The sequence below is a fragment of the Cryobacterium sp. TMT1-3 genome (assembly GCF_004402315.1).
In the GTDB taxonomy this organism is placed as follows: Bacteria; Actinomycetota; Actinomycetes; order Actinomycetales; family Microbacteriaceae; genus Cryobacterium; species Cryobacterium luteum.
On the sequence record NZ_SOFW01000040.1, the window covers coordinates 307,903 to 331,512 of the forward strand.

Consider the following 23,610-nt stretch of genomic DNA (forward strand, 5'->3'; position numbering starts at 1 on the left):
CAACGTTGGTTAGGTGTTCAGCGGCGGCGTCATCTCCATCAGGCTTTCACTGAATGTTGGGCAGCCCATGCGTTGTAGCCGCCGATGAGGTCGGTGACGTCCGAATGGCCAAGGCCCCGCAGTGCACTCGCGGCGACGCTCGAACGCCAGCCGCTGGCACAGTGGATGATCACGGGTCCGGCGGGCACTTCGGCGTGGCGCTGGCCCAGCTCGGCCAGAGGAATGCGCAGCGAGCCCGGGATCGCGCCCTGCTCGACCTCGCCGGGGTTGCGTACGTCGAGGATCGTTGCGGCGGTGTCCCGGCGCAGAGCCTCGAACTCCTCGAGCTCGACCCGCGCACCGACCTGCACCAGCGGGCCGAGGTCGGTGAACGCCTGCACCGGGTTTGTCAGATATCCGGCGACCCGGTCGAAGCCGATGCGGGCCAGCCGCATTCCGGCCTCGGCTTCGCGGCCGGAGTTGGCGATGATCACGATGCTGTCGTCGTGCTGGATGACCATTCCGGCCGTCTCGGAGAAGCGTCCGTCCAATCCCACGTTAATGGACCCGGCCAGGTGCCCGAGGGCGAAGTTCTCGGGGCTGCGGGTGTCGAGAACGCGGGCTCCGTTTTCAACGGATCTGCGAACATCCGTCAAGGTGAGCGGTGCCAGTTCACGGGTGGAACCGATGATTTCGTGCGCGCTGCGGTTGATCATCGCGTCGACGGCGAAATAGCCGGGGATTGCGGGCTGGCCGCTGCGGATCATTGTCACGAAATCGTCTTCACTCATCGGCTGCACGGACGCGTTCGTGAGGCGCTGGGTGCCGATGGTGGATTCGAGCTCGTCGGAGAGGTTCTTGCCACAGGCGGAACCGGCGCCGTGGGCGGGGAGAACACGCACCGCATCGGGCAAGGCGAGAAGGGTCGTGTGGATCGACGCGTACAGGGCGCGGGCCAGTTGGTCGGGATCGGCGCCGACGGATGCGGCCAGGTCGGGACGCCCCACGTCACCGATGAAGAGGGTATCGCCGGTGAGAACAGCATGGGGAACGGCGTCGCCGGCGTGTTCACGGACGACGATGCTGACGGACTCCCAGGTGTGCCCGGGGGTGTCGAGAATTTCCAGTTCCACTTCACCGAGCGAGATCTTCTCGCCATTGGCCAGGTGACGGATCTCGTACTCTGCCTCGGCGCGGGCGCCGTAGCCGATCCAGGCGCCAGTGGCTGCGGCCAGCTCGAGGTGACCGGCGACGAAGTCAGCGTGGAAATGCGTGTTGATCACGCCGACGATGGTCAGGTTGTTCGCTTGGGCGTCGGCGAGATAGTCGTCGATGTCGCGGCGGGGGTCCACGACAACGGCTTGACCGCTCGTCGGATCGCCGACGAGGTACGAACCATGGGACAGGCAGTTGAGGTAGTACTGGGTCAAAATCATCGTGGCCTCCAAAGATCGGGGCCCACCACGCCGACACGAGTTGGGCCGTGTAGTGGGTATGCGCCCCAGTCTCACACATACCCCGTATGGTATGCAAGATACCCCTAAGGGTATAGTCTATGTGTATGGCTACTACCGATCTCACCGAGACCACCTTCGACGCGACCATTGCCCAGAGTCCCATCGTGCTGGTTGATTTTTGGGCCGAGTGGTGCGGCCCGTGTCGCAGTTTCGCCCCGACATTCAGCGCGGCGTCTGAAAAACACCCCGCAATCACTTTCGGAAAAGTCGACACCGAAGCCGAACAAGGATTGGCCGCAGCCGCCGGCATCCGCTCCATCCCCACGCTGATGGCATTTCGGGACTCCGTGCTCGTCTTTTCCCAGCCAGGTGCCCTCAACGCGTCCAGCCTGGAAGAGCTCATTACCGGTGTCGAGAACCTCAACATGGACGACGTGCGCGCCAGCATCGCCGCCCGATAAACCTCGCGCTCTGTGAGAAACCGCATGACCGCTTCACAGCAGGGTCACATGAGCACGTCACTGCCCCCGCGTCAGTAGAATACTCCCTGGGGTATAATTCTTTTAGTAGTTCACCTTATTGAATGGAGATCTAGTATGTGTCGTTCCGTCACCTGCAAAGTGTGTCAAAAAACAACGTGGGCGGGCTGCGGTCAGCACGTTGATCAGGTCATGCGCGGTGTGCCACGCAACCAGCAATGCGCCGGGCACGTGAAAGAAAAACCGACTAGCTCCTTCTGGTCCCGGCTACTCGGACGCTAACGGCGGTACCCGCTCCTGCTGTCGAGGCTCGACAGCGCTGGCCAGACCGCCAACCGGACCACCGGCGCGGCTAACGGCTGACACGGCCGGGGGCGAGGACATCCTCGCACCGCGGTCGGGTATATGCGCAGCCCTCATGTCAGAAAGAGCGCCGCCGCGCGCTGCTCTGCACAGAATCAGCGACACAGCCCGCACCGTGCTCTCGCGGGCCAGAGCGCGTATTAGTTGCTGCTGTTTTCTCCTTGGAGAGCGGCTAGCGCGGCGAGAAGACGTTCATTGGCTTGATTAGCAACGTTCTGTATCCCCGGGGAATTGCTGAGCTGGACCATGGTTTGTGGATTGATGGCTTGAACCGTGGTGGAAGTCGCTGACGGGCTTCGTCGGATCACGACGTTGCACGGAAGCAGCAAGCCCATGTCGGGCTCTGCAGTGAGTGCCTGTTCGGCGAGGGCGGGGTTGCAGGCGCCCAGGATCAGGTAGTCGCCCAGTGCCTGCGCGCTTTCGACGCCGAGTTTCGTTTCGAAGGTCGCGTGGACGTCGATTTCGGTAAGAACGCCGAATCCTTGGTTGGCAAGTTCTTCCCGCACCCTGGAGACGGCTTCTTCGTAGGGCAGCGAGACGGTGATGGTGTGCGCGTAGTCCATTGATTTCTCCTGATTCATTTTTCGAATTGATGGTTGCGGCTACTGTCAGTTTGCGGTGACAACTCCCATCATTCCGCTGTCTTCGTGGTCAAGAATGTGGCAGTGGTACACGGTACGTCCGCTAAAGTCGTCAAACGCGATACGTACTAGCACGGTACTGCGTGCCGGGATGTTCACGACGTCCTGCCACATGATGGTTTCGACGGGCCGGCCTGACTGTTCAATGATCTGCATCGGCCACACGTGCAGGTGCACGGGGTGATCGAGCGGGCTGGTATTCGTCAGCAACCAGTCCTCCACACTGTCGAATTGCACGGTCGTGTCGACCCGGGTGGCATCGAATACCTGGCCGTTGATCGTGGCTGACATCATGCCCCGACCCACTCCTCCGCCCATGCCGCCATCCATGCCACTGCCCGTGTCCCCGCCCATGCCGCCGCCCATATCCCCGCCCATTCCCATCGCGAAGATCAACTCGCGTCGAGCGGTTACGGTAGCCGTGCGAAGGTCACGCGGAACGGGCTGACCAGGTATGGCGGCGACTGTCGCGACATCGTCACCGGTCACGATAAAGGAGGCCAGTGCGACGTCGGCGGCGGCAGTGGAGCCTCCGCCTCCCATCATCATTCCGCCGGACATACCTCGGTCATAGGTGTGGGCACGCAGCACGGAGGTGCCGGCTGTGCCAGTGACGAGAAGGTCGGCCCGGTTCCCCGGGGCCAGCACGACCTCGTCGACCTCGTGCGCGGCTTCGAACCGTCCGGAGTCGATTCCGAGAAGGGACAACTGCTGCCCGTCGAGGCGCAGCCGCAGATAGCGGGACACGCAGGCATTGACGATGCGCCATCGTTCCCGCTCACCAGGGCGGGAAGTCATGCTAGGGGTGAGTTGCCCGTTGACCAGAACGAGGTCTCCCTCGCGTCCGGACATTTTCTCCATCGCTGTGGCCGCTGAAATTGTTCCCGCGGAATCAAGGGTCATGTCGGAAATGACGAGCACTCGTTCCCGGCTGGCCGGGATAGGGTCGGGGTCTTCGACAATGATGGCGCCATAGAGCCCACCGAATACCTGATCGGCCACGAAACCATGGTGGTGCGGGTGATACCAGTACACGCCCGGCGGGTGATTGGCGGGCAATTCGTACTGGTAATCAAAGGAGTCGCCGGCTTCGACGGTGACGAACATGTTGTCGCCGTTGTTCTCCGGCGAAACGTGAAGGCCGTGCACGTGCAGGTTGCTCGGATCGGCCAGACCATTACGAAGGCTGACGCTGAGGGTGTCTCCCGCTCGAACGCGCAGTGTGGGGCCGGGCACACCACCGTTGTAACTCAGCGCACGCACATCACGACCAGCAATGGTCACCTGTTGGGGGGAAGACTCGAGATCAACGGTGAGAGTGCCGCTGACGCTTCGTAGCTCCGGGGGTTCCACGAGGTCGCTCCCGGACGGTATAGCCCGTGACGTCGTCGAGGAGATCCGTTGGTTGACGAAGAAACCCGTTCCACCCACAGCTGTGCCTGCAATCCCCACCCCGCCGAGGATCAGGGCGCTACGGCGACTAAGGTCGGGCACTACCGGCCCTCCTCGAGCACCCGCAGCTGATCACGCAACTGCTCCGCAGTGAGCTCCCCCCGAGCGAAACGCTCCTCAAGAATCCGCCTGGCACTGGCGGAATCAGCTTGCCTCGGAGCGGATCGCGTGTCATCGCTTGCGGATTTGTTCGACAAAAAACGAACAATGACATAAATAAGCACGGCGACACCGGCAATAGCTAGCAGGCCGAACCCCCAGGACCATCCCATACTTCCGTTACCCCACATCATCTGAGTTACTTCCTTTCGTTTACTGATCCGCATCTCCACCATACCCCTAGAGGTATAAGTCGTGGCTGAGTAGATCGTCCACGCACGTGAAACGGCACGTAGCTCACACGCGACCCGCTGAAACTCACGCAATAAGAAGGCCAAAACGCGAGGCTTTGATGGCTTCGAACTAGGCCCAGGGGTCGCGGGATATAGCGTGAAGGCATGACCAACGGGTGGAATCGGAAGGCCATTGCTGGCGCCAAGCTCGTCACCATCTTGACCCCGATCGGGGGACGCCCGCCTGCCAAGCGATGACGCGCTCTGGCGATAGGTCACCGCCGAACCCTCAGCGGGAACGGCGATCAGCGAGCGCTAGAAAACCAGCACCTTGTCCGCGGCGATGGTCCAGTCGGCCAGGGCATCCATGGTGAATCGCGCGGCACCCTCGATGGGCATGGCATCGGTGATTCCGCGGGCATCCATGCACGTGCTGCAAGAGCGAACCTCACTACCTCGCCGGGTGATGGACAGGAGCCTCCGGTCCAGCTTGTAGTAACCTTCCGGTGTTTTTCTGCCCAGCCATCGCCGCCGTGACGCCGTCGCCCACCAGGAAGGCCTGTGTGATGGCCTCGTCCCGTCTGGACAACGACTTCGCAAGTCGAACCGCGTTGTACGTGGCGTCCTGGCCGTAGGCGGCGCCGTTGATGATGAGGATGTTCATCAGGCGGCCGCCTCGGCGGACACCGGCAGGCTCGCCAGTCGCCATTCCAGCATCCCCTCGTGCAACCGGGTTGCCCGGTGGCCGCCCTGGCGCAGCACGCCGACGGCCTCGTAGGCAAGCACGCAATACGCGCCACGGCAGTAGGCGACAATCTCGCGGCCGAGCGGCAACTCACTGAGCCTGCCGCTGAGCTCCTCGAGCGGGATGGAGAGGGCTCCGGGGATATGCGCGGCCTGGTATTCCTGCCGCGGCCGGACATCCAGCACTGTGACGGTCCCCGCCGTGACGCGGGCGAGAAGTTCCTCCCGCGTGATCTCCTCCTGCGCGTCGTCGCCTGACCCAGGTTCATCGAGTCCGAGGTAGGCGATGCGCTTCGCTTCAACATCTGACAAGTAGGTCTGGGCGACCGCGCGAACTAGATCGTAGAGCCGGGCGACGTCATCCCCGGCAAGCTGGTAATGAATCCGGGTGCCCTCCCGGCGGGTGGTGACCAAACCGGCGCGCTTGAGGGTTTGCAGGTGAGCGGATGCGGTGGTCAGGCCTAGACCGGCCGCGTTCGCCAGCGATTCCACTGTGCGTTCGCCCTGAGCCAGCAGGTCGATCAGTTCGAGGCGCTTGCCGCTGCCGAGTGCCTTGCCAACGCGCGCGAACTGCTCGAACAGCGCGGACTTCTTCTCACGATCACCCATGCGCTTCCTCCCGGTTCCTTTCATACTAGTATCTTCTAGTAATCCATGGTTTTATGGAATATTGATCTTTCCCGTTTCTGGCGGGTCGTGCGACCTGAGGAGCGCCACATGGAAATGCTGCATCTTGTGCCCGTTATCGACGAGGGGCTGGGTAACTCCACTTACCTCCTGGACATTGGCCGGGGTAGGGCTCTGGTGGTGGACCCGGAACGGGACCTGCGCCAGGTACGTGCGGAGGCTCTGCGCCTGGGACTATCCATCGCGTACGCCGCGGAAACACACCTGCACGCGGACTTCATCTCCGGCGTGCGCGAACTGGAAGAAACCGAACGCGCCACGGTACTTGCACCAGACGTGGGTCCGCGCGGATTCGCCCACACCGTGCTCAACGACGGCGATAACCTGGACCTGGGTAATATCACCCTGCAGGCGCTGGCGACACCCGGCCACTCACCCGAACACCTCTCCTACCTGCTGCTCGACCACGGGCGCATCGCCGGCGTTTTCACCGGCGGGTCACTGATGGTCGGAACCGCCGGGCGCACAGACCTGGTCAGCCCGGAAATGACCGTTCCGCTGGCCCGAGCCCAGTACCACTCGCTGCACCGGCTGATGGAACTGCCCAACGACACCCCGGTCAGGCCCACCCACGGCGCCGGGTCGTTCTGCTCGGCCGCGGCCGGTGGCGAACGGATGACCACGATCGGCCGCGAACGGGCCACCAACCCGTTGCTCCAGGTCGCCGGTGAGGACGCCTTCGTTGATGCGCTGCTCGGTTCCCTCGGCACTTTCCCTGACTACTTCCTGCGCCTGGGCGAGGTCAACCGGCGGGGCCCAGTCGTTCTCGGAACCACTCCGCCGCTGCCGGCGCTGTCCGTCGACCGCGTGATGTCGTTGCGCGAGCAGGGCGCCCAGATCGTGGATGCTCGGCAGCCTGCGCACTTCGCGGCCGGGCACATCCCCGGTTCCCTGTCCATCGCGCTGCGCCCGGTGTTCGCGACCTGGCTCGGCTGGCTGGCCGAGCCAGACCGGCTGGTCATTATCGTGCGGAATCCGGATCAGGATCCCGCGGACATCGTCTGGGCGGCCGCGCAGGTCGGCTTCGACACCCTCGCCGGCGAACTCGACGGCGGATTCCCTGCGTGGAAGAACTCCGCAGCAGCGGCCACGGGATCGCTGATCGAAGCCCGGAGCATGGTCTCCGGCGCTGAAGCCTCAGCCACCGTGCTCGACGTCCGCCAGGCCTCGGAGTACGCGGCAGGTCACGTCGCCGCCGCCTGGAACATCGAACTGGGCGACCTCGCCGGGCGCCTCGGCGAGGTCCCCACCGGACCCCTCGTCGTCATGTGCGGCCACAGCGAACGCGCCATGAGCGCGGCGAGCATCCTCGAGCGCGGCGGTCGAACCGCCGTCGCCGTGCTCAACGGCGGCGCCGCGGACTGGGCCCGTGAAGCTGGTCGCTCGCTGGAGACCGGACGATGAGCCGGACGCCAGGCCGTGTGGACCAACGGAAGGGCGTCGGCCGCGTGATCACGCTGGGTCTGCGGCAGAACTTCCCCCAGTTCATGCTGCTCGTCGCCGTCAACGCCCTGGTCGGCGGCACCCTCGGCCAGGAGCGCACCGTGCTGCCCCTGCTGGCGGACGAGGTCTTCCACGTCGATCGGTACACGGGCGCGCTGACGTACATCCTGGCCTTCGGCCTGGCTAAGGCCGGCACCAACTACTTCGCCGGCACCCTCTCCGACCGCTACGGCCGAAAGCCCGTGCTAATCGCCGGCTGGCTGATCGCCATTCCTGTGCCGCTTATTCTGATCCTCGGCCCGACCTGGGGCTGGATTGTCGCGGCCAATGTGATCCTCGGCATCAGCCAGGGACTGACCTGGTCAACCACCGTGATGATGAAAATGGACCTCGTCGGCCCGAAGCAGCGCGGCCTGGCCATGGGCTTCAACGAGGCGGCCGGCTATCTCGGTGTCGCAGCCACGGCCCTGGCCACCGGATACATCGCCGCCGAGTACGGGCTGCGCCCCGGCCCGTTCCTGCTCGGGGCAGCCTTCATCGCCCTGGGGCTCGGACTCTCCGCGCTCTTCGTGCGCGAAACACATCACTACGCGAAGGCCGAAGCGGCCAACCATGTGTCCGAGCACGCCCATGCCGGCTCCCTCAGTGACCGGCAGGTCTTCACCCTCACGAGCTTCCGGGATCGCTCCCTGTCGTCGATCAGCCAGGCCGGGATGGTCAACAACCTCAACGACGGTCTGGCCTGGGGGCTGTTCCCCATCCTGTTCGCCGCCGCCGGACTCAGCATCGAACGCATCGGCATCCTGGCCGCCGTCTACCCGGCCGTCTGGGGAGCCGGTCAACTGATCACCGGGGGGCTCTCCGACCGGATCGGCCGCAAATGGCTGATCGTCGGCGGAATGATCGTGCAGGCGGTCGCCCTAGGCATGGTCGCCGTCGGGGACAGCTTCGGCCTCTGGCTGGCAGCCGCCGTGCTACTCGGGGCAGGCACCGCCATGGTCTACCCGACGCTGCTCGCAGCGATCGGCGACGTCGCCCACCCCGAATGGCGGGCCCGCTCGGTGGGCACCTACCGCCTGTGGCGTGACGGCGGCTTCGCGGTCGGCGCGCTGCTGTCCGGACTGATCGCGGACGCCTTCGGCATTCCGGCCGCCGTCGCCGTGGTCGCGGCCCTGACTGCCGCATCCGGACTCCTCGTGGCCGTGCGGATGCGCGGAGACGACCACCCCTGAATAGGCATCGCCTGCGCACGAGCGTGACGCTCACGTTCAGCGTGTATCACGTGGCCGAAATCGGATTCCGCTCACCACCAACTGGCCCGGCCCAAGGTGGCGCAAAGAGCGGACCTCTTGCGGGCACTCCCCCGGAATCTGGCGGGTCTGACCGTGCTGAATTGCGACGGTGCCCGTTTGTCTGTCCCGAGATTAAGCCCGATGACCGGGCGTCATACGCACGATGGCGAGTAGCCCTTCTTAGCACCGGTAGTCCGGACGAGCGCTACCTACAAGCGCTACTCGCCACAGTGGTATATGAAATACATGCCGCAAGACCTTATCCACGCCGTCGACCTGTACCGAAAGGACCGCAAGGCAGCCGACACCGGCGTGCCCGTCGACGAGGAGACGCGCGAAGACGGACGACATCCTCTTCAGCGACTCGAAACCCCGTGCGTCAAGCCAAAGAACTCCGAGACCAGCGAATCGCCGAACGTGAAAAGTACCGCGCCAAGCCCAAGGGCAAGCGATGGCCCGACGGCTCACGCCAATACCTCTACCCTGACCCTAAGAACTACGACGGTTTGGCGTTCGACCACAAGACCGGTGAACTCATCGAGCCCATCCGCAAGAAGACCGTCGTGATACCCGCCGGGAAAGACCCCGCCAAGGACAAAGCCCTGAAGTACGGGCAGACCTACCCCCACAAAAGTCCAGTGTGGAAGGGTTTCTACGCACTGCGCAACATCGTCGAATCGCAGAACGCATTCATCAAGGACTCCGCGACCGAAGACATCGCCTCCCCAATGAAACGGCGCGCACGTGGCAATACCTTTGCGTCGCTGGCCGTGACACTCGCACTCGTCTCGGCCAATATCCGAAAGATTTTGACGTTCATTCAGAGCGAGCTCGCCCGAGTGCCCCTCACCACGAAGAACAAGTCCTTCGCGAGCACGTACTATTCCAGCGCTGAAATCACGGCGGCGACGCCACCCACCGACACGGCGCCGTCACCACCACCCAGCTAGCCGCCCGGTCGTCAACAATTCCAATACCAGCATTAAAAGTCGCTTCGCCCTGCCAAAAACAGGGCGAAGCGGTGTTTAACCGCCGACCGCGCGCCGATCACAGCGTTTCTTGGTGCTAGCACTCTCGAAATCGGCGCCTTAACGCAGAAAACCGGCGATGCGATCGCCGGTTTTTTGTTGCCGCAGGAATTTCGTAAACTAAACGCCGGAATTACGTAAACTCCTCACTGCGGAGACGGTGGGATTTGAACCCACGGTACCCCGTAAAGGGTACTCCACCTTAGCAGGGTGGTGCACTAAGCCGAACTATGCGACGTCTCCTTGGCGTTTGCTTGCGCAAACACACTGGTCCATCTTAGCCGTACTGTGGACATCCGCTCTGACCATGAAAACCACGGTTAGAAAAGCGGATGCCCGCGCCCGGCTACTGGTCCTCCAGGGTTCGGCCGGCCGTGCAGGTGTAATCGTCGGCGGTCTGGCCGGTCACCGACTCCGACAGGACGACTCCGGGGGCTTCCGTGGCCGGCGCCTCGGTCACGGCCGGAACATCGGTCGCGGCAGGATCCGTGGTCGCGGCAGGATCCGTGGTCGCGGCGGGCGCGGGCGCGGCTTCAACGGGAGCATTGGGGTCGGCGACCGTGCCGCGACCGGTTGTTCCGCTCAGGGACAGGGGTTGATCGGCAGCAACGGCCTCGAACAGGTTGTCGAAGGCGGGTTGAATGGCCTTCACGCCGCCGGCCGTGGTGCCGGTGGGCACCTGCGCGAACACGACCTGATTGAGGTCGATGTCTTTCAGAGCAATGGCGATCGACGCGAGGGTGGTCACGCTGTTGAGGCTGTCGGAGAGGCGCATGTTGGCCGTGACCGCCTTGGCCAGGGCGTACACCTTGGTCGGGTCCGAGAGGGTGTCGGCGCTCTTGATCGTGCGCACGAGCGAGGACATGAACAGCTGCTGGTTGTTGATGCGGGTCAAGTCACTGCCGTCTCCGACACCGTGGCGAGTGCGGAGGAACTGCAGTGCGTCATACCCGGAAAGCATGTGCTCCCCCGGGTCGAGGTTGACACCGGTGTATTCGTCTTCGATGCGCTCGGCGACACAGACCGGCACACCGCCGACGGCGGAGGACATCGCCATGACGCCGCTGAACTGCACCTCGGCCGCGAACGGAATGGAGAGACCGGTGAGCTTCTCAACCGTGAGCACGGTGCAGGCGAGCCCGCCGTAGGTGAGCGTGGTGTTGATCTTCTGGCTGCTCATGGCGGGGAACGAGCCACCGTCGGGGTCGGGGCAGGAGGGGATGGGGACGTACATGTCGCGGGGAAAGCTGATGACCGAGGCGTTGCTGTGGTCTTCCGAGATGTGCAGCAGCATCGTCACGTCATTGAGGTCGCCGGTGGAATCCTCCGGACCGAAGGCGGCGTCCTGGCCGACTCGGCTGTCGCTGCCGACGACGAGCATGTTCACGCCGCCGTCGATGGCACCAATCGAGGGGACCGGGCCGTTGGATTCATTGGCGAGGTGCACGCTGGGCTGCACACTCGCAGCCACGTCGTAGGTGGCGATGGCGGCGACGGAGAAACCGCTGACCAGAACGACGGCCATGCTGCCGGCCAGAAACTTCGCCACGGCGACGGCAGCGTTCGACTTCTTCAGTCGGCCGTGACGGGCAACGGTTTTGAGGTTCTTGGAACCGTTCGAGCGGGGGCGAAGTTGGTCGCTCACTCATGTCCTCTCATCGGATTGGTGGCCTGCTCGGCCTGAGGCGACAATCATTGTGCGCCGGGGTTTGCATTGCACTGGTGCTGCGGAGGGCGTGGGATTCGAACCCACGAGACATTTCTGCCCACCAGTTTTCAAGACTGGCTCCATCGGCCGCTCGGACAGCCCTCCCGGTTGCCCGTTCCCGCGCGGACATACGGCGCGGGAAGAATTGGGCGAACTGGCCCGATTCTAGCCGATGGCAGACCCCACAGGCTGACAGAGGGGCCTGATAAACGGCTGGATGCCGGTCAGAGCGTGCGCAGAACCGTGGCGAGGCCGTCGACTTCCACGGTGCCGGTGAGCTCCGATCCGGCGGCGAGAACGTCGTCGGGCGACTCTCCCATGGCCACACCGCGACCGAATTCGGCGGCCCATTGCAGCATGTCGATGTCGTTGCGCCCGTCACCGACGGCCATCACCCGCTCGCGCGGCACACCCATCGCCACGCGCACCCGCTCCATCGCGGTTGACTTGTTGACGCCCTCGGGGGCGATGTCGAGCCAGGCGGTCCACCCGATGGCGTAGCTCACCCGGTTCAGGCCCATGCGCTCGACGACCTGAAGGAAATCTTCCATATCGTGGTCGGGCGAGATGACGACCACCCGGGTGGCCTTGTGCTTGAGCAGTTCATCGAAGTCGACCCGCTCGCTGTCCATGCCGATCGTGGCGTCGGGGATCGGTTCGGTGTAGCGGTAGAAGCCGTGCTCGTCTTCGACGGCGAACCGAGCAGAGCCGAGGTGCGCGCGAATCGACGTGAGCACGTCGCTCGGGTCGAAGGTCTCGACCCATTCCCGGCGGTAGCCCATCGGCGCTGAGGCGTCGCGGTGCATGGTGATGGCCCCGTTGGAGCAGACCACGTAGCGCGGTGCGATACCGAGTCGGTCGAGAACCGGCAGGGCCGCTGCGGCCGAGCGGCCGGTGGCGAGCATGACCTCGTGGCCGGCGGCGGCGAGGCGGGCGACCTCATCGATCACGGCCTGGCTGATCGAGCCGTCTTCGTGCATAGTCGTGCCGTCGATATCGAGGGCAACAAGCCACGGCTCCGTTGTGACGACAGTCTTCACTTCGTTCCCTTCACCGGGAGCGGCGTCAACACCTCGAGGCCGCCGAGATAAGGCCGGAGGGCCTCGGGGACGCGCACCGAGCCATCCGCTTGCTGGTGTGTTTCGAGCATGGCGACGAGCCAGCGCGTGGTCGCGAGCGTGCCGTTGAGGGTGGCGACCGGCGCGGTCTTGCCCGATTCGGTGCGATAGCGGATGTCCAGCCGGCGCGCCTGGTAGGTAGTGCAGTTGCTCGTGCTGGTGAGCTCGCGGAAGGCGTTCTGGGTGGGCACCCAGGCCTCGATGTCGAACTTGCGGGCGGCGCTGGAGCCGAGGTCTCCGGCGGCGACGTCGATCACGCGGTAGCTGAGTCCGAGGGACTGCAGCATGCCCTCCTGCAGGGCGACGAGTCGGTCATGCTCGGCCTCGGCGTTCTCGGGCAGCACGTAGGTGAACATCTCGAGCTTGTTGAACTGGTGCACGCGAATGATGCCGCGGGTGTCTTTTCCGCCCGAGCCGGCCTCGCGGCGGTAACAGGTGCTCCAGCCGGCATAGCGCAGGGGCTCCTCGGACAGGTCGAGGATCTCGTCTTTGTGGTACCCGGCGAGCGCAACCTCGCTCGTGCCGGTGAGGTAAAGGTCGTCGGCGGGCAGGTAGTAGACCTCGTCGTTGTGTTCGCCGAGAAAACCGGTGCCGTCCATGATCTCCGGACGCACCAGGGTGGGGGTGATCAGCGGCACGAAACCGGCATCGAGCGCTCGGTCGAGGGCCATGTTCATGAGGGCGATCTCGAGGCGGGCACCGATGCCCTTCAAAAAGTAGAAGCGGGTACCCGAGACCTTGGCGCCGCGGGCCATGTCGATGGCGCCGAGCAGTTCGCCGAGTTCGAGGTGATCGCGCGGCTCGAAGTCGAACACCGGCGCCTCGCCGTGGGTGCGTAGTGTGGCGAAGTTGGCCTCGTCGCCGGCGGGAACACCGTCGATGATCGGGTTGGCGATGGTCTTGACGATTTTGACGAAGCGTTCCTCCGCCTCGGCGGCCACGGCGCCGGCGGCCTTCACCTCGGCGGCGAGGCCGCGCGCTTCGGCAACGAGGGCCTTCTTCTGCTCGGCTGGGGCCTGGGCCACGGTCTTGCCGAACAGGTTCTGCGTGGCGCGCAGGTCTTCGAACGCCGTGATAGAAGCGCGTCGTGTCGCATCGGCGGCGAGCGCGGCATCCACCGCTTCAACGGAGTCGCCACGGGCCTCCTGCGAACGCTTGAAGAGGTCAGGGTTTTCGCGTAACAGCACCGGATCAATCACCCGGCCAGTCTACAAGCGCCTGCCGTGGGGCAATCGCGAGGGCAACCCAGTAGCCTAGGCCTCGTGACCGCCTCCGAAAGCCGTAACCAGCACGCCGCCGTCGTCTACAACCCGGTGAAGGTCGATCTCGCTAAGCTGCGGGCGAGCGTGACTGCGGCCGCACAATCCGCCGGCTGGGCCGAAACGCACTGGTTCGAAACGAGCGTCGACGACGTCGGCCAGGCCGCCACCAGGCAGGCGCTTGATGCCGGCGCCTCGATGGTGCTGTCGGCCGGTGGCGATGGCACGGTTCGCGCCGTCGCTGAAGCCCTGCGTGACTCCGGCGTGCGCATGGCGATCGTGCCGTCGGGCACCGGCAACCTGCTGGCGCGCAACCTCGAACTGCCGCTCGGCAGCATCGATGCGGCGACCGCGATCGCGTTCAGCGGGGTCGACAAGCCCATCGATCTCGGTGTGGCGAGCGTCACCACCGAGGCCGGCGCGGTCGAGGAACACGTCTTCCTGGTCATGGCCGGTCTCGGCCTCGACGCGCAGATGATCGCCCACACCCGCGATGACCTGAAGAAGCAGGTGGGCTGGCTCGCCTACGTCGACGGGGTGGCGCGGGCGCTGCCGAAAGCCCGGCCATTTCGCATCCGCTACAGCGTTGAGGGGCGCGTCGACCGGCCAGCGCAGGTGAGCGCCATTCTGATCGCCAACTGCGGGCTGCTTCCGGGCAACCTGCAGTTTCTGCCCGACGCTCGCCTCGACGACGGCATTCTCGACATCGCCGTACTGCAGCCCAAGGGCGTGCTCGGCTGGCTGACCATCTGGCGGCGGGTGACCTGGGAGAACGGCGTGTTGCGTCGCTCAGCGGTGGGCCGGCGCATGATCCAGGCGACGGAATCGTCGAATGAACGGGTGATGACGACCCTGCGCGGCGCGGATATTCGCATTGTGCTCGAGCACGCTCAGGATTTCGAGCTCGACGGCGACGAATTCGGGCTGGTCCGCAAGGTGAAGTTGCACGCCGACGCTGGTGCGCTCATCGTGCGCGTACCGAACGAATAGGCCTATTCGGCCGGTTCCCCGCCGCTGTACCTACTCGGCCGGTTCCCCGCCGACCAGGCCACGCAACCAATCGCGAGCCTCGATGAAGATGCCGTCGTCGTAGCGTGAGGTGAATTCGATCGGGCGCTTGTCGGCCCGCGGATACGACCCGAGAAAGATCACCTTGGGGCTGAACCGGCGAAGTCCGAGCAGCGCATCGGCGACCCGCTCGTCAAGAATGTGCCCGTCGGCGTCGACGACGAAGCGGTACCGGCCGAGGGAATCGCCGATCGGACGGGACTGAATGAGACTGAGGTTCACCCCCCGAGTAGCGAACTGCTCGAGCATCTCGAGCAGGGCACCCGAGCGGTCACTCGGCAGTTCGATGATGAGGCTCGTCTTGTCGGCGCCGGTCGGAGCGGTGAGCTCGTTGCCGCGGCCGACGAGCACGAACCGGGTGACCGCGTTCGGGTTGTCGCCGATATTCGACGCGAGAACGACGAGGTCGTGGTGCTTCTCGATGCCGGGCGGGGCGATCGCAGCATCCGCTTGCGTGGTGTCGAGCAGAGCGGATGCCGCGGCGACGTTGCTCGACGAGGGAAGGTGGCCGTGGCTCGGCAGGGTCTTCTCAAGCCAATTGCGGCACTGTCCGTAGGCGACCGGATGCGCGTTGACGACCCGCACGTCGGCCAGCGTGGTGCCGGGGCGGGCGACGAGCACAAAATTCACCGGCACGAGGTATTCGCCGATGATGCGCAGGTTCGGAACGCTCGCGAGGGCATCCTGCGTGGCGGTGACGCCTCCGTCGACCGAGTTCTCAATGGCGATCATCGCCGCGATGCTGCGGCCGGAGATCACGTCGGCGAAAGCCTCGCCCACGTTGTTGACCGGACGCCAGGCCTGGTCGCGTGCCTCGGGCACCTGCGCAAGCGCCGCTTCGGTAAACGTGCCGGCCGGGCCGAGATAGCTGTAGGTCTGGGTCTGCGTTTTTGTCAGGGACAGCGGATTCTGCGAGTCGGGCATGGCTCACAGCCTACTGGTGGTGCCAGACTGTGCTCATGAGTGAACGTGCGGGCACCCGAGCCCTGGAATCTGACCTGATCGACGTTGATGGGCTGGTCAAGGCCTATTACGACTTGAAACCGGATGTCGCGGTGCCGGCCCAGCGGGTCGTCTTCGGCACCTCCGGGCATCGAGGCAGTTCGCTGAACACCGCGTTCAACGAGGATCACATCAGTGCGACGACGCAGGCGATCGTGGAATACCGAGCCGGCCAGGGCATCACCGGCCCGCTCTTCATCGGCACGGATCCGCACGCCCTGAGCGGCCCGGCCTACACGACCGCCCTCGAGGTGCTCGTCGCCAACGGTGTGCGCGTGCTCGTGGACGAATTCGATGACTACGTGCCCACCCCCTCGCTGTCGCACGCGATCCTGGCCTACAACCGCGCCGAGCACGGCGACCTGGCCGACGGCATCGTCGTCACGCCGAGCCACAACCCGCCGATGGACGGCGGCTTCAAGTACAACCCGCCCCACGGCGGCCCGGCCGACAGCGACGCGACCTCGTGGATCGCGAATCGCGCCAACGAGCTCATCGCCGGTGGCCTGGTCGGCGTGCTTATGAGCGAGCCGAGCGCCGTGGAAACCTACGACTTTCGCGGTAACTACGTGAACGACCTCGAGAACATCATCGACATGCAGGCCATCCGCACCAGCGGAATCCGGATCGGGGCCGACCCACTCGGCGGCGCGAGCGTCGGCTACTGGGGTGCCATCCGCGACCGCTACGAAATCGACCTCGTCGTGGTCAACCCCAAGGTCGACCCGACCTGGCGATTCATGACCCTGGACTGGGACGAGAAGATCCGGATGGATCCGTCGAGTGCGTCGGTGATGGCATCCGTTGTCGCCCACAAAGACGAGTACGACATCCTCACCGGCAACGATGCGGATGCCGACCGGCACGGCATCGTCACGCCCGACGGCGGCCTGATGAACCCCAACCACTTTCTGGCCGTCGCCATCGACTACCTCTACAGTCACCGCGAAGGCTGGAAGCCCGATGCCGCGGTCGGCAAGACGCTCGTGTCGTCGACGATGATCGACCGGGTCACCGGGTTTCTCGGCCGCGACCTCTGGGAAGTTCCGGTCGGCTTCAAATGGTTCGTGCCCGGCCTGATCGACGGCTCAGTCGCGTTCGGCGGCGAGGAGAGCGCCGGCGCGAGCTTCGTGCGCTTCGACGGCACCGTCTGGACCACCGACAAGGACGGCATTCTGCTCGCCCTGCTCGCCTCCGAGATTCTCGCCGTCACCGGCAAAACCCCTTCGCAGCGCTACGCCGAGCTGGCCGAGCACTTCGGCGCCCCTGCCTACGCCCGAGTGGATGCCGCGGCCACGCCAGCCCAGAAGGCCGCGCTGGCCAAACTCGACGGCTCGATGATCACCGCCACCGAACTCGCCGGCGAGAAGATCACCGGCGCCTTCAGTGTGGCCCCCGGCAACGGAGCGGCCATCGGCGGCGTCAAGGTAACGACCGAGAACGCCTGGTTCGCGGCCCGGCCGAGCGGCACCGAAGACGTCTACAAGATCTACGCCGAGTCTTTCCTCGGCCTCGAGCACCTGGCCCAGGTGCAGCGCGAAGCCAAGGCCATCGTCGACGCCGCGATAGCCTAGGGAACACTCCAGTAGTACGCCGTCGCGCCCGGGTGATCCACCGTGATCGCCGTGTCGACCGAGCGGTAGTCGGAGTCCAGAGTGTGCCCGGCGAAGGAGATGGCGATGGTGTCGCCGACCTTCTCCACCTTGGTGACGATGCCGGTGTGGTCGCGGTCGCCGGTGTTGTCCCAGTCGAACTGCGCAATGTCGCCGACCTTCACCTGGTCGCGCTGCTGATCGGTCAGGGCGGTGGCCTTTCCGGTTGATGCGATGTAGTTCATGAAGGCCGTCGAGCTGCGCCAGGCCGCCGAGGCATCGTAGGCGTTGCCGTTCTTCGGGCTCGACCACACGCCGTCCATGGTCCAGCCGCGGGCAATCATCGCCTGGCTCGCGAAGTTGACACAGTCGTTCTCGCCGAGCACACCCCACTCGGCAGAGTTGTAGTTTTCCAGCTGCCAGTGCGCGAGGAGGTAGTCCATCTGGGCGGTGACGGCTGCGCTGACCACGGGTGCCGCCTCGACCGGGGCGGCAGCGGCCGGGTCGGTGGGGGTGACGCGAGCCGGGTCATCCGTTTTGGCCGGTGTGGCGGCATCCGTTGCCAGGGCGGTCTTCGGCTGCCCGGTGTTCGTGGATTCAGCGGGGCCTTCGAGGGCCTGTACGACGAGCGCGGTCGCGCCAACCGCGAGCACGGCTCCGACGGCCGTGGTCAGGCCGAGTCGCTGCCACCGGGTCAACTGCACAATGTACTCACTTCGTTTGGAGGGACTGCCTAGGCGCTCATTGCGGCGCTGAGGTAGAGCGCGACCGCCGCGAGGGCAACGAGCCCTCCCACAATGAGGACGCCGATCAGAAACCGGCGGCGGAGGCGCCGCTGGTCGGCCTCCGTGGGTTCGTTGTTCTGCAGCATGATTCGAGCTTAGCCGCGACGAATATCAGAAGTACTGGATGCCACGTTCACAACTGCGGAGATCTCGGTCGAATCGGCAGGATTCACCCGATTTCGGGCCGGTTTCGGCTTGATCTCTGCGGTTCCGCACGCTGACTCCGGACGAAACTTTTCCCGCACTGGTCGAAGCCGGCGCCGCGGGGTACCGTCGTGTCATGTCGCAGACCGAACCCGCATCGTTCCCCTGGCCGCACAATTTTCTCTGGGGGTCGGCGACGGCCGCCGCGCAGATCGAGGGCGCCGGCCATGCCGGCGGCAAGGAAGACTCGATCTGGGACGCGTTCGCGCGAGTGCCGGGCGCGATCGCGGGAGGTGACGACCTCGAAACGGCCGTGGATCATTACCACCGGATGCCCGCCGATGTGCAGCTCATGGCCTCCCTCGGCCTCGACGCCTACCGCTTTTCCACCAGTTGGGCGCGGGTGCGCCCGGGCGACCGCGCCGTGAACCCGGAGGGGCTCGACTTTTACTCCCGGCTGGTCGACGAACTGCTCGCCGCCGGTATTCTGCCCTGGCTCACCCTGTACCACTGGGATCTGCCGCAGGCGCTCGAAGAGAAGGGCGGCTGGGCCAATCGCGACACCGCGTACCGTTTCGTCGACTACGCGAGCGACGTCTACGCCGCGCTCGGCGATCGGGTCAGCCACTGGACCACCTTCAACGAGCCCTTCTGCTCCTCGCTGCTGGGCTACGGATCGGGCGTGCACGCGCCGGGTCGGCAGGACGGCCGGGCGGCGGTGGCCGCCGTGCATCACCAGCACCTCGCGCACGGGCTCGCGGTGACCGCGCTGCGTTCGAATGGAGCCCCCAATCTGGGGATCACGCTCAACCTCACCAATGCTGTGCCGCGCGACGCCGCCGACCCGGTCGATATTGAGGCGGCCCGACGGCTCGACTCGCTCGCCAACCGTATTTTCCTCGACCCGCTGCTGCGCGGCGCCTACCCGGAGGACACCCTGCGCGACCTGGAGCCGTTCGGCCTGGCCGAGGTCATCCACGCAGACGACCTGTCGATCATCAGCGCCCCACTCGATTTTCTCGGCGTCAACCACTATCACGACGACCTCGTGAGCGGCCATGCGGATGCCTCGGCGAGCGACTCCCATGTCGGCGGCGCTGCGCGTTCTGTCGGATCCCCGTGGATCGGGTCTGAGTACATCACCTTTCCCAGCCGCGGCCTGCCGCGCACGGCGATGGACTGGGAGGTCAACCCCGACGGGCTGCGCCGGCTCCTCGTGCGGCTCGGCGAGGAGTACGACCGCCTCCCGCCGCTCTACGTCACCGAGAACGGCGCGGCCTACGACGACCGGGTGAGCGCCGACGGCGACGTGCACGACGCCCTGCGCACCGACTACATCGCCTCGCACATCGACAAGATCGGCGAGGCCATCGCGGCCGGCGCCGACGTGCGCGGGTACTTCGCCTGGTCCCTGCTCGACAACTTCGAGTGGTCGTACGGCTACGAGAAACGCTTCGGCATCGTGCGGGTCGACTACAAGACGCTCGAACGCACGGTCAAGGACAGCGGAAGGATGTACGCGGCGCACATTCGGGCCGCGCACGCGGCCTGAGCCGCCCGGGCCAAGCGGATGCCACCGCTTGGCAGCATCCGCTTCTCGCGGCACTCCTGAGCGATGGCGGTACTCCTACGTAGCGGTGCCGCCATCTTTATCGAGGGCCGCGAGCCCACCGCATTACTTCTCGGTCGATTCAAGAAATTCGACATCGGCAACCGGCTCGAACCGGGCGCGCATGACGGCGAGCGCCTCAGGGTTCTGGTCGATGAGCACGAACCGGCGGCCGAGCGCGGCGGCAACCGCGCCGGTGGTTCCGCTGCCGGCGAAGAAGTCGAGCACCCAGTCGCCTTCGCGGCTCGACGCCTGAATGATGCGGCGCAGAATGCCGATCGGCTTCTGGGTGGGGTAGCCCGTTTTCTCCTTGCCGGTGGGCGAGACGATGGTGTGCCACCAGACATCTGTCGGCAGTTTGCCCTTGGCCACCTTTTCGGGCGTGACCAGGCCGGGAGCCATATACGGCTCGCGGTCGACGGTGGTCGAGTCGAAGTAGTACCGGGCGGGATTCTTGACGTAGACCAGGATCGTGTCGTGCTTGGTCGGCCACTTGTTCTTGGACTTGGCACCGTAATCGTAGGCCCAGATGAGTTCGTTGAGAAAGCATTCCCGGCCGAACAGGGCGTCGAGCAGCACCTTGGCGTAGTGCGCTTCGCGGTAGTCGAGGTGCAGGTAGAGGGTGCCGTCGTCGGCGAGCAGACGCCAGGCCTCGATCAGGCGCGGCTCGAGAAAGGCCCAGTAATCTTCGAACTGGTCGTCGTAGCCGAGCAGGTCACCCTTGATGCGCTCATACCGCTGACCCTTGAACCCGGTGATCGTGCCGGCCGCGTGCGAGCCGTCGACGGCGACCGACCGCACCGAGGTGGTGCTCTGCCGTTTTTGCGACCGGCCGGTGTTGAACGGCGGGTCGAGGTAGATCAGCGTGAAGACGCCGTCGGGCAGGCCGGGCAGCACCTCAAGGTTGTCGGCGTGGATGACACGGCTCGGGCTGGTCGGTCTCCACGCGTTAGGCATTTGTCCATTCTTTCAGCCTGCACGGCGCCTCTGCGCTTAGTCTGTCGAGATGACTGCTGAATCGACGATCATCCACTCGCAGGATCTGGCCGATGCCGGTCTTCTCGAGGTGCGCCACGACCCCGAGCAGAGCCGCTACACGGTGCTGCTGGGCCAGGAACCGGTCGGCCTGGCCGATTACATCACGACCACGACCGCCGTGCATTTCACGCACACCGAGGTCGACCCGGCCCAGCGCGCCCACGGTCTGGCGAGCATTCTGGTCGAGCAGGCACTCGATGACGTTCGGGTGCGCACCACGAGAGCCGTGGTGCCGGACTGCTCCTACGTGGCCCGGTGGATCGACCGGCACGCCGAGTATCAGGACCTGCTGACGCGGGGCCGGTAGGCCGAGATGATGCCGGTGGCCCAGTCAGCCACATCCGCTTATCGTCTTTACGGAACCCGGGTCAGCCAGGCCTCGGTGCTGAACTTGTTCGCGACCAGTTCGGTGGCCTTGGCGTATTCCTCGGCCGTGACGTCACCCGCTTTGGCACCGTAGAGACCGGTGAAGGTGTCTTTCATGCGGTCGATGATGGCGGCGCGGCTCAGGCCGGTCTGGCTGCGCAGCGGGTCAACCCGTTTGGCGGCGCTCGTGATGCCCTTGTCGCTGAGCTTCTCCCGGCCGATGCGTAGCACCTGCACCATCTTCTCGCCGTCCATGTCATAGCTCATGGTGACGTGGTGCAGCACAGCGCCGCTGCCGAGGCGTTTCTGCGCGGCCCCGCCGATCTTGCCGGTCGGGCTCGTGATGTCGTTGAGCGGCTGGTAGTGCGCGTCGATGCCGAGAGACTTGAGCGCGGTGATGACCCACTCGTCGAGAAAGGCGTAGGAGTCGGCGAAGCTCATGCCCTGCACGAGGTCGGTCGGAGCGTAGATGGAATAAGTGATGACCGAGCCGGCCTCCATGAACATGGCGCCGCCGCCGCTGATGCGCCGCACCACGGTGAATCCGTACTTCGCGGCGTTCTCCGGGTCGACCTCGTTCTTCAGGGACTGAAAGCTGCCGATGACGACGGCCGGCTCGTTCCACTCCCAGATGCGCAGGGTGGGCTGCCGGCGCCCCTCGCCGACCTCGGTGGCGAGCACCTCGTCGAGGGCCATCTGCAGCACGGGCGCGACGGGCGTCTGCGAGTGGATGATCCGCCAGTCGTAGTCCCGCCAGGTGCTCGCCTGCGCGAGAGACCGGCGAATCGCCACGGCTACCGCCTCCGGGGAGAAACCGAGCAGAATGGCGCCTTGGGGCAGCGCATCGCGCACGGCGGCGGCGATCGTGGCGGCCGTACTGCCGGCGGGCAGACCGGTCACCGCCGCGTTGATGTCTTCGAGCGCGTCATCGGGTTCCAGAAAGAAGTCCCCGGCAAGCCGAAAGTCGGTGATGACATCGTCGACGACATCGAGATCGACGACGACAAGCTTGCCGCCCGGAACCTTATATTCACCATGCATGTAATCAGCCTACGGCGGTAAATCGTTCGTCGAGCCAGGCCACCAGGTCGCCGATCACCTCGGAGCGGTTGGTCTCGTTGAAAACCTCGTGCCGCGCCCCCGGATACACGATCAGACGCACATCACGCAGCCCGGACCGCCGGACATAGGCGTTCACCAATTTGAGCGCGCTGCGTTCGCCGCCGACGGTGTCGTCGCCCCCGATCAGCACGAGCAGCGGCAGGTCCGTTGGCAGGTTCTTCGCCGGCCGGCCGAACAGGCGGGCGGCCTCACGCACGCCGAACAGCTTCGCGAGCGACGTTGCGGTGGTCAACGGGTCGGCCACGAAGGCCGCGGCTACGGCCGGATCACGGCTGAGCCACTCGACCCCCGTCGTGCCGAGCGTCTGATGCCTGCGGTTCAGGTCGCCGCCGTCGAGGGAGCCGGGCCAGCGATACGCGGTGCCCGAGAGCACGACGGCGTCGTACTCCCCGGCATGCTTGTTCACGATCATCTGAACCATGAAGGATCCCCAGCTGTGCCCGAGCAGCACGAGCGGCTGGGTCGGGTTTTCTAAGCGGATGATGCCGCTCAGCTGGTGCACGCCGGCCACGGCCGCCCGCAGCCCGCCCGCACCGAGCCGGCCGAGTTTCGTGTGATCGCCGCCGTGCTGGGCGAGCCCGGTTTGGCCGTGACCCAGGTGGTCATCGGCGTAGACCGTGTAGCCGGCCCGGTTGAGGTCGGCGGCGAGCACCGCATAGCGCCGGGCGTGTTCGCCGACGCCGTGCGCAAGTTGGATCACGGCACGCGGGGCGGCGACCGGCCAGACGTAGTAGGTGACGACCAGGCCAGAGGCATCCGTATATGTGGGCACGAGGCCAGTCTGCCGTGTTTGGGCTGAGTGGCCCGAAGCAATGTACTTAGCAAGGCTAATTTGCTATGCTAAGTATCTTAGGAATCGCGAACACCCCCCAAAACGTCAGGGCTCGGAGTCATCAAGGCGC

General features: G+C 65.2%; 23 protein-coding genes and 2 tRNA genes. 8 read left to right on the forward strand and 17 right to left on the reverse strand.

What is annotated here, in order from left to right; genetic code table 11:
• Positions 1-38 precede the first annotated feature (38 nt).
• Positions 39-1,415, reverse strand: a complete 1,377-nt coding sequence (locus tag E3O25_RS16050) for a rhodanese-like domain-containing protein (protein ID WP_092106592.1) — start codon at positions 1,413-1,415, stop codon at positions 39-41.
• A 125-nt stretch (positions 1,416-1,540) separates the two neighbouring features.
• On the opposite strand from E3O25_RS16050, the gene E3O25_RS16055 reads away from it, so the two are divergent.
• On the forward strand, positions 1,541-1,897 hold the full coding sequence (locus E3O25_RS16055) for a co-chaperone YbbN (RefSeq protein WP_092106594.1): 357 nt from the start codon (positions 1,541-1,543) through the stop codon (positions 1,895-1,897).
• Between the two features lie 521 nt (positions 1,898-2,418).
• Here the strand turns inward: E3O25_RS16055 and E3O25_RS16060 are convergent.
• From E3O25_RS16060 to E3O25_RS16080, 5 genes are all read right to left on the reverse strand, one after another.
• Positions 2,419-2,841, reverse strand: coding sequence for a DUF302 domain-containing protein (locus E3O25_RS16060; protein WP_134361622.1), 423 nt, complete (start codon positions 2,839-2,841; stop codon positions 2,419-2,421).
• A 45-nt stretch (positions 2,842-2,886) separates the two neighbouring features.
• Positions 2,887-4,413, reverse strand: coding sequence for a multicopper oxidase family protein (locus tag E3O25_RS16065; protein WP_092106600.1), 1,527 nt, complete (start codon positions 4,411-4,413; stop codon positions 2,887-2,889).
• Between the two features lie 605 nt (positions 4,414-5,018).
• Entirely contained in the window at positions 5,019-5,225 is a 207-nt protein-coding gene (locus E3O25_RS16075; protein ID WP_241983995.1) for a DsrE family protein, read from the reverse strand.
• Positions 5,155-5,367 carry a hypothetical protein gene (locus E3O25_RS17630; protein WP_241988638.1) on the reverse strand — a complete coding sequence of 71 codons (213 nt, stop codon included), beginning with the start codon at positions 5,365-5,367 and terminating at the stop codon, positions 5,155-5,157. The genes E3O25_RS16075 and E3O25_RS17630 overlap by 71 nt, the downstream gene beginning before the upstream one ends.
• Positions 5,367-6,056, reverse strand: coding sequence for a metalloregulator ArsR/SmtB family transcription factor (locus E3O25_RS16080; RefSeq protein ID WP_092106602.1), 690 nt, complete (start codon positions 6,054-6,056; stop codon positions 5,367-5,369). Before E3O25_RS16080 ends, E3O25_RS17630 begins: the two co-directional genes overlap by 1 nt.
• Before the next feature lie 108 nt (positions 6,057-6,164).
• Between E3O25_RS16080 and E3O25_RS16085 the strand changes: the two genes are divergently transcribed.
• The 3 genes from E3O25_RS16085 to E3O25_RS16095 all read left to right on the forward strand — a co-directional run bounded on the left by E3O25_RS16085 (position 6,165) and on the right by E3O25_RS16095 (position 9,819).
• Positions 6,165-7,538, forward strand: coding sequence for an MBL fold metallo-hydrolase (locus E3O25_RS16085; RefSeq protein WP_134361623.1), 1,374 nt, complete (start codon positions 6,165-6,167; stop codon positions 7,536-7,538).
• Between the two features lie 83 nt (positions 7,539-7,621).
• Positions 7,622-8,809 (forward strand): MFS transporter, encoded by a 1,188-nt coding sequence (locus E3O25_RS16090; RefSeq protein ID WP_092106833.1) that lies wholly within the window; start codon positions 7,622-7,624, stop codon positions 8,807-8,809.
• A gap of 434 nt (positions 8,810-9,243) precedes the next feature.
• Complete coding sequence (locus E3O25_RS16095; RefSeq protein ID WP_134361624.1) at positions 9,244-9,819, forward strand: hypothetical protein; 576 nt, start codon at positions 9,244-9,246, stop codon at positions 9,817-9,819.
• 230 nt (positions 9,820-10,049) lie between these two features.
• Here the strand turns inward: E3O25_RS16095 and E3O25_RS16100 are convergent.
• The 5 genes from E3O25_RS16100 to serS all read right to left on the reverse strand — a co-directional run bounded on the left by E3O25_RS16100 (position 10,050) and on the right by serS (position 13,922).
• Positions 10,050-10,140 (reverse strand) — tRNA-Ser (locus E3O25_RS16100).
• Between the two features lie 103 nt (positions 10,141-10,243).
• The gene (locus E3O25_RS16105) at positions 10,244-11,542 is read right to left on the reverse strand and encodes an LCP family protein (protein WP_241988625.1); all 1,299 of its coding nucleotides are present in this window, start codon (positions 11,540-11,542) and stop codon (positions 10,244-10,246) included.
• A gap of 83 nt (positions 11,543-11,625) precedes the next feature.
• Positions 11,626-11,710 (reverse strand) — tRNA-Ser (locus E3O25_RS16110).
• Positions 11,711-11,829: 119 nt separating this feature from the next.
• Positions 11,830-12,645, reverse strand: coding sequence for an HAD family hydrolase (locus E3O25_RS16115; RefSeq protein ID WP_198411006.1), 816 nt, complete (start codon positions 12,643-12,645; stop codon positions 11,830-11,832).
• Positions 12,642-13,922, reverse strand: coding sequence for a serine--tRNA ligase (gene serS / locus E3O25_RS16120; protein WP_134361625.1), 1,281 nt, complete (start codon positions 13,920-13,922; stop codon positions 12,642-12,644). Before serS ends, E3O25_RS16115 begins: the two co-directional genes overlap by 4 nt.
• Positions 13,923-13,985: 63 nt before the next feature.
• On the opposite strand from serS, the gene E3O25_RS16125 reads away from it, so the two are divergent.
• Positions 13,986-14,972, forward strand: a complete 987-nt coding sequence (locus E3O25_RS16125) for a diacylglycerol kinase family protein (RefSeq protein WP_134361626.1) — start codon at positions 13,986-13,988, stop codon at positions 14,970-14,972.
• Positions 14,973-15,002: 30 nt separating this feature from the next.
• On the opposite strand, the gene pheA is transcribed toward E3O25_RS16125, so the two are convergent.
• The gene (pheA, locus tag E3O25_RS16130; protein ID WP_134361627.1) at positions 15,003-15,974 is read right to left on the reverse strand and encodes a prephenate dehydratase; all 972 of its coding nucleotides are present in this window, start codon (positions 15,972-15,974) and stop codon (positions 15,003-15,005) included.
• A gap of 35 nt (positions 15,975-16,009) precedes the next feature.
• On the opposite strand from pheA, the gene pgm reads away from it, so the two are divergent.
• Positions 16,010-17,626: a phosphoglucomutase (alpha-D-glucose-1,6-bisphosphate-dependent) gene (gene pgm / locus E3O25_RS16135; RefSeq protein WP_134361628.1), complete on the forward strand. Its 1,617-nt coding sequence runs from the start codon at positions 16,010-16,012 to the stop codon at positions 17,624-17,626.
• Here the strand turns inward: pgm and E3O25_RS16140 are convergent.
• Entirely contained in the window at positions 17,623-18,342 is a 720-nt protein-coding gene (locus E3O25_RS16140; RefSeq protein WP_134361629.1) for an amidase domain-containing protein, read from the reverse strand. The genes pgm and E3O25_RS16140 overlap by 4 nt on opposite strands.
• A 35-nt stretch (positions 18,343-18,377) precedes the next feature.
• Positions 18,378-18,515, reverse strand: coding sequence for a hypothetical protein (locus E3O25_RS17055; RefSeq protein ID WP_166787774.1), 138 nt, complete (start codon positions 18,513-18,515; stop codon positions 18,378-18,380).
• 194 nt (positions 18,516-18,709) lie between these two features.
• On the opposite strand from E3O25_RS17055, the gene E3O25_RS16145 reads away from it, so the two are divergent.
• Positions 18,710-20,125, forward strand: a complete 1,416-nt coding sequence (locus E3O25_RS16145; protein WP_092106620.1) for a GH1 family beta-glucosidase — start codon at positions 18,710-18,712, stop codon at positions 20,123-20,125.
• A 123-nt stretch (positions 20,126-20,248) separates the two neighbouring features.
• On the opposite strand, the gene E3O25_RS16150 is transcribed toward E3O25_RS16145, so the two are convergent.
• Positions 20,249-21,139: a site-specific DNA-methyltransferase gene (locus tag E3O25_RS16150; protein WP_134361630.1), complete on the reverse strand. Its 891-nt coding sequence runs from the start codon at positions 21,137-21,139 to the stop codon at positions 20,249-20,251.
• A gap of 49 nt (positions 21,140-21,188) precedes the next feature.
• Here E3O25_RS16150 and E3O25_RS16155 point away from each other — a divergent pair, with 49 nt between their 5' ends.
• The gene (locus tag E3O25_RS16155; protein ID WP_092106624.1) at positions 21,189-21,527 is read left to right on the forward strand and encodes a GNAT family N-acetyltransferase; all 339 of its coding nucleotides are present in this window, start codon (positions 21,189-21,191) and stop codon (positions 21,525-21,527) included.
• A gap of 47 nt (positions 21,528-21,574) precedes the next feature.
• Here the strand turns inward: E3O25_RS16155 and E3O25_RS16160 are convergent, their stop codons facing one another.
• Together E3O25_RS16160 and E3O25_RS16165 are read right to left on the reverse strand one after the other, a co-directional pair.
• Positions 21,575-22,627, reverse strand: a complete 1,053-nt coding sequence (locus E3O25_RS16160) for a biotin/lipoate A/B protein ligase family protein (protein ID WP_134361631.1) — start codon at positions 22,625-22,627, stop codon at positions 21,575-21,577.
• A 4-nt stretch (positions 22,628-22,631) separates the two neighbouring features.
• On the reverse strand, positions 22,632-23,480 hold the full coding sequence (locus tag E3O25_RS16165) for an alpha/beta fold hydrolase (protein ID WP_092106628.1): 849 nt from the start codon (positions 23,478-23,480) through the stop codon (positions 22,632-22,634).
• Between the last annotated feature and the right edge of the window lie 130 nt (positions 23,481-23,610).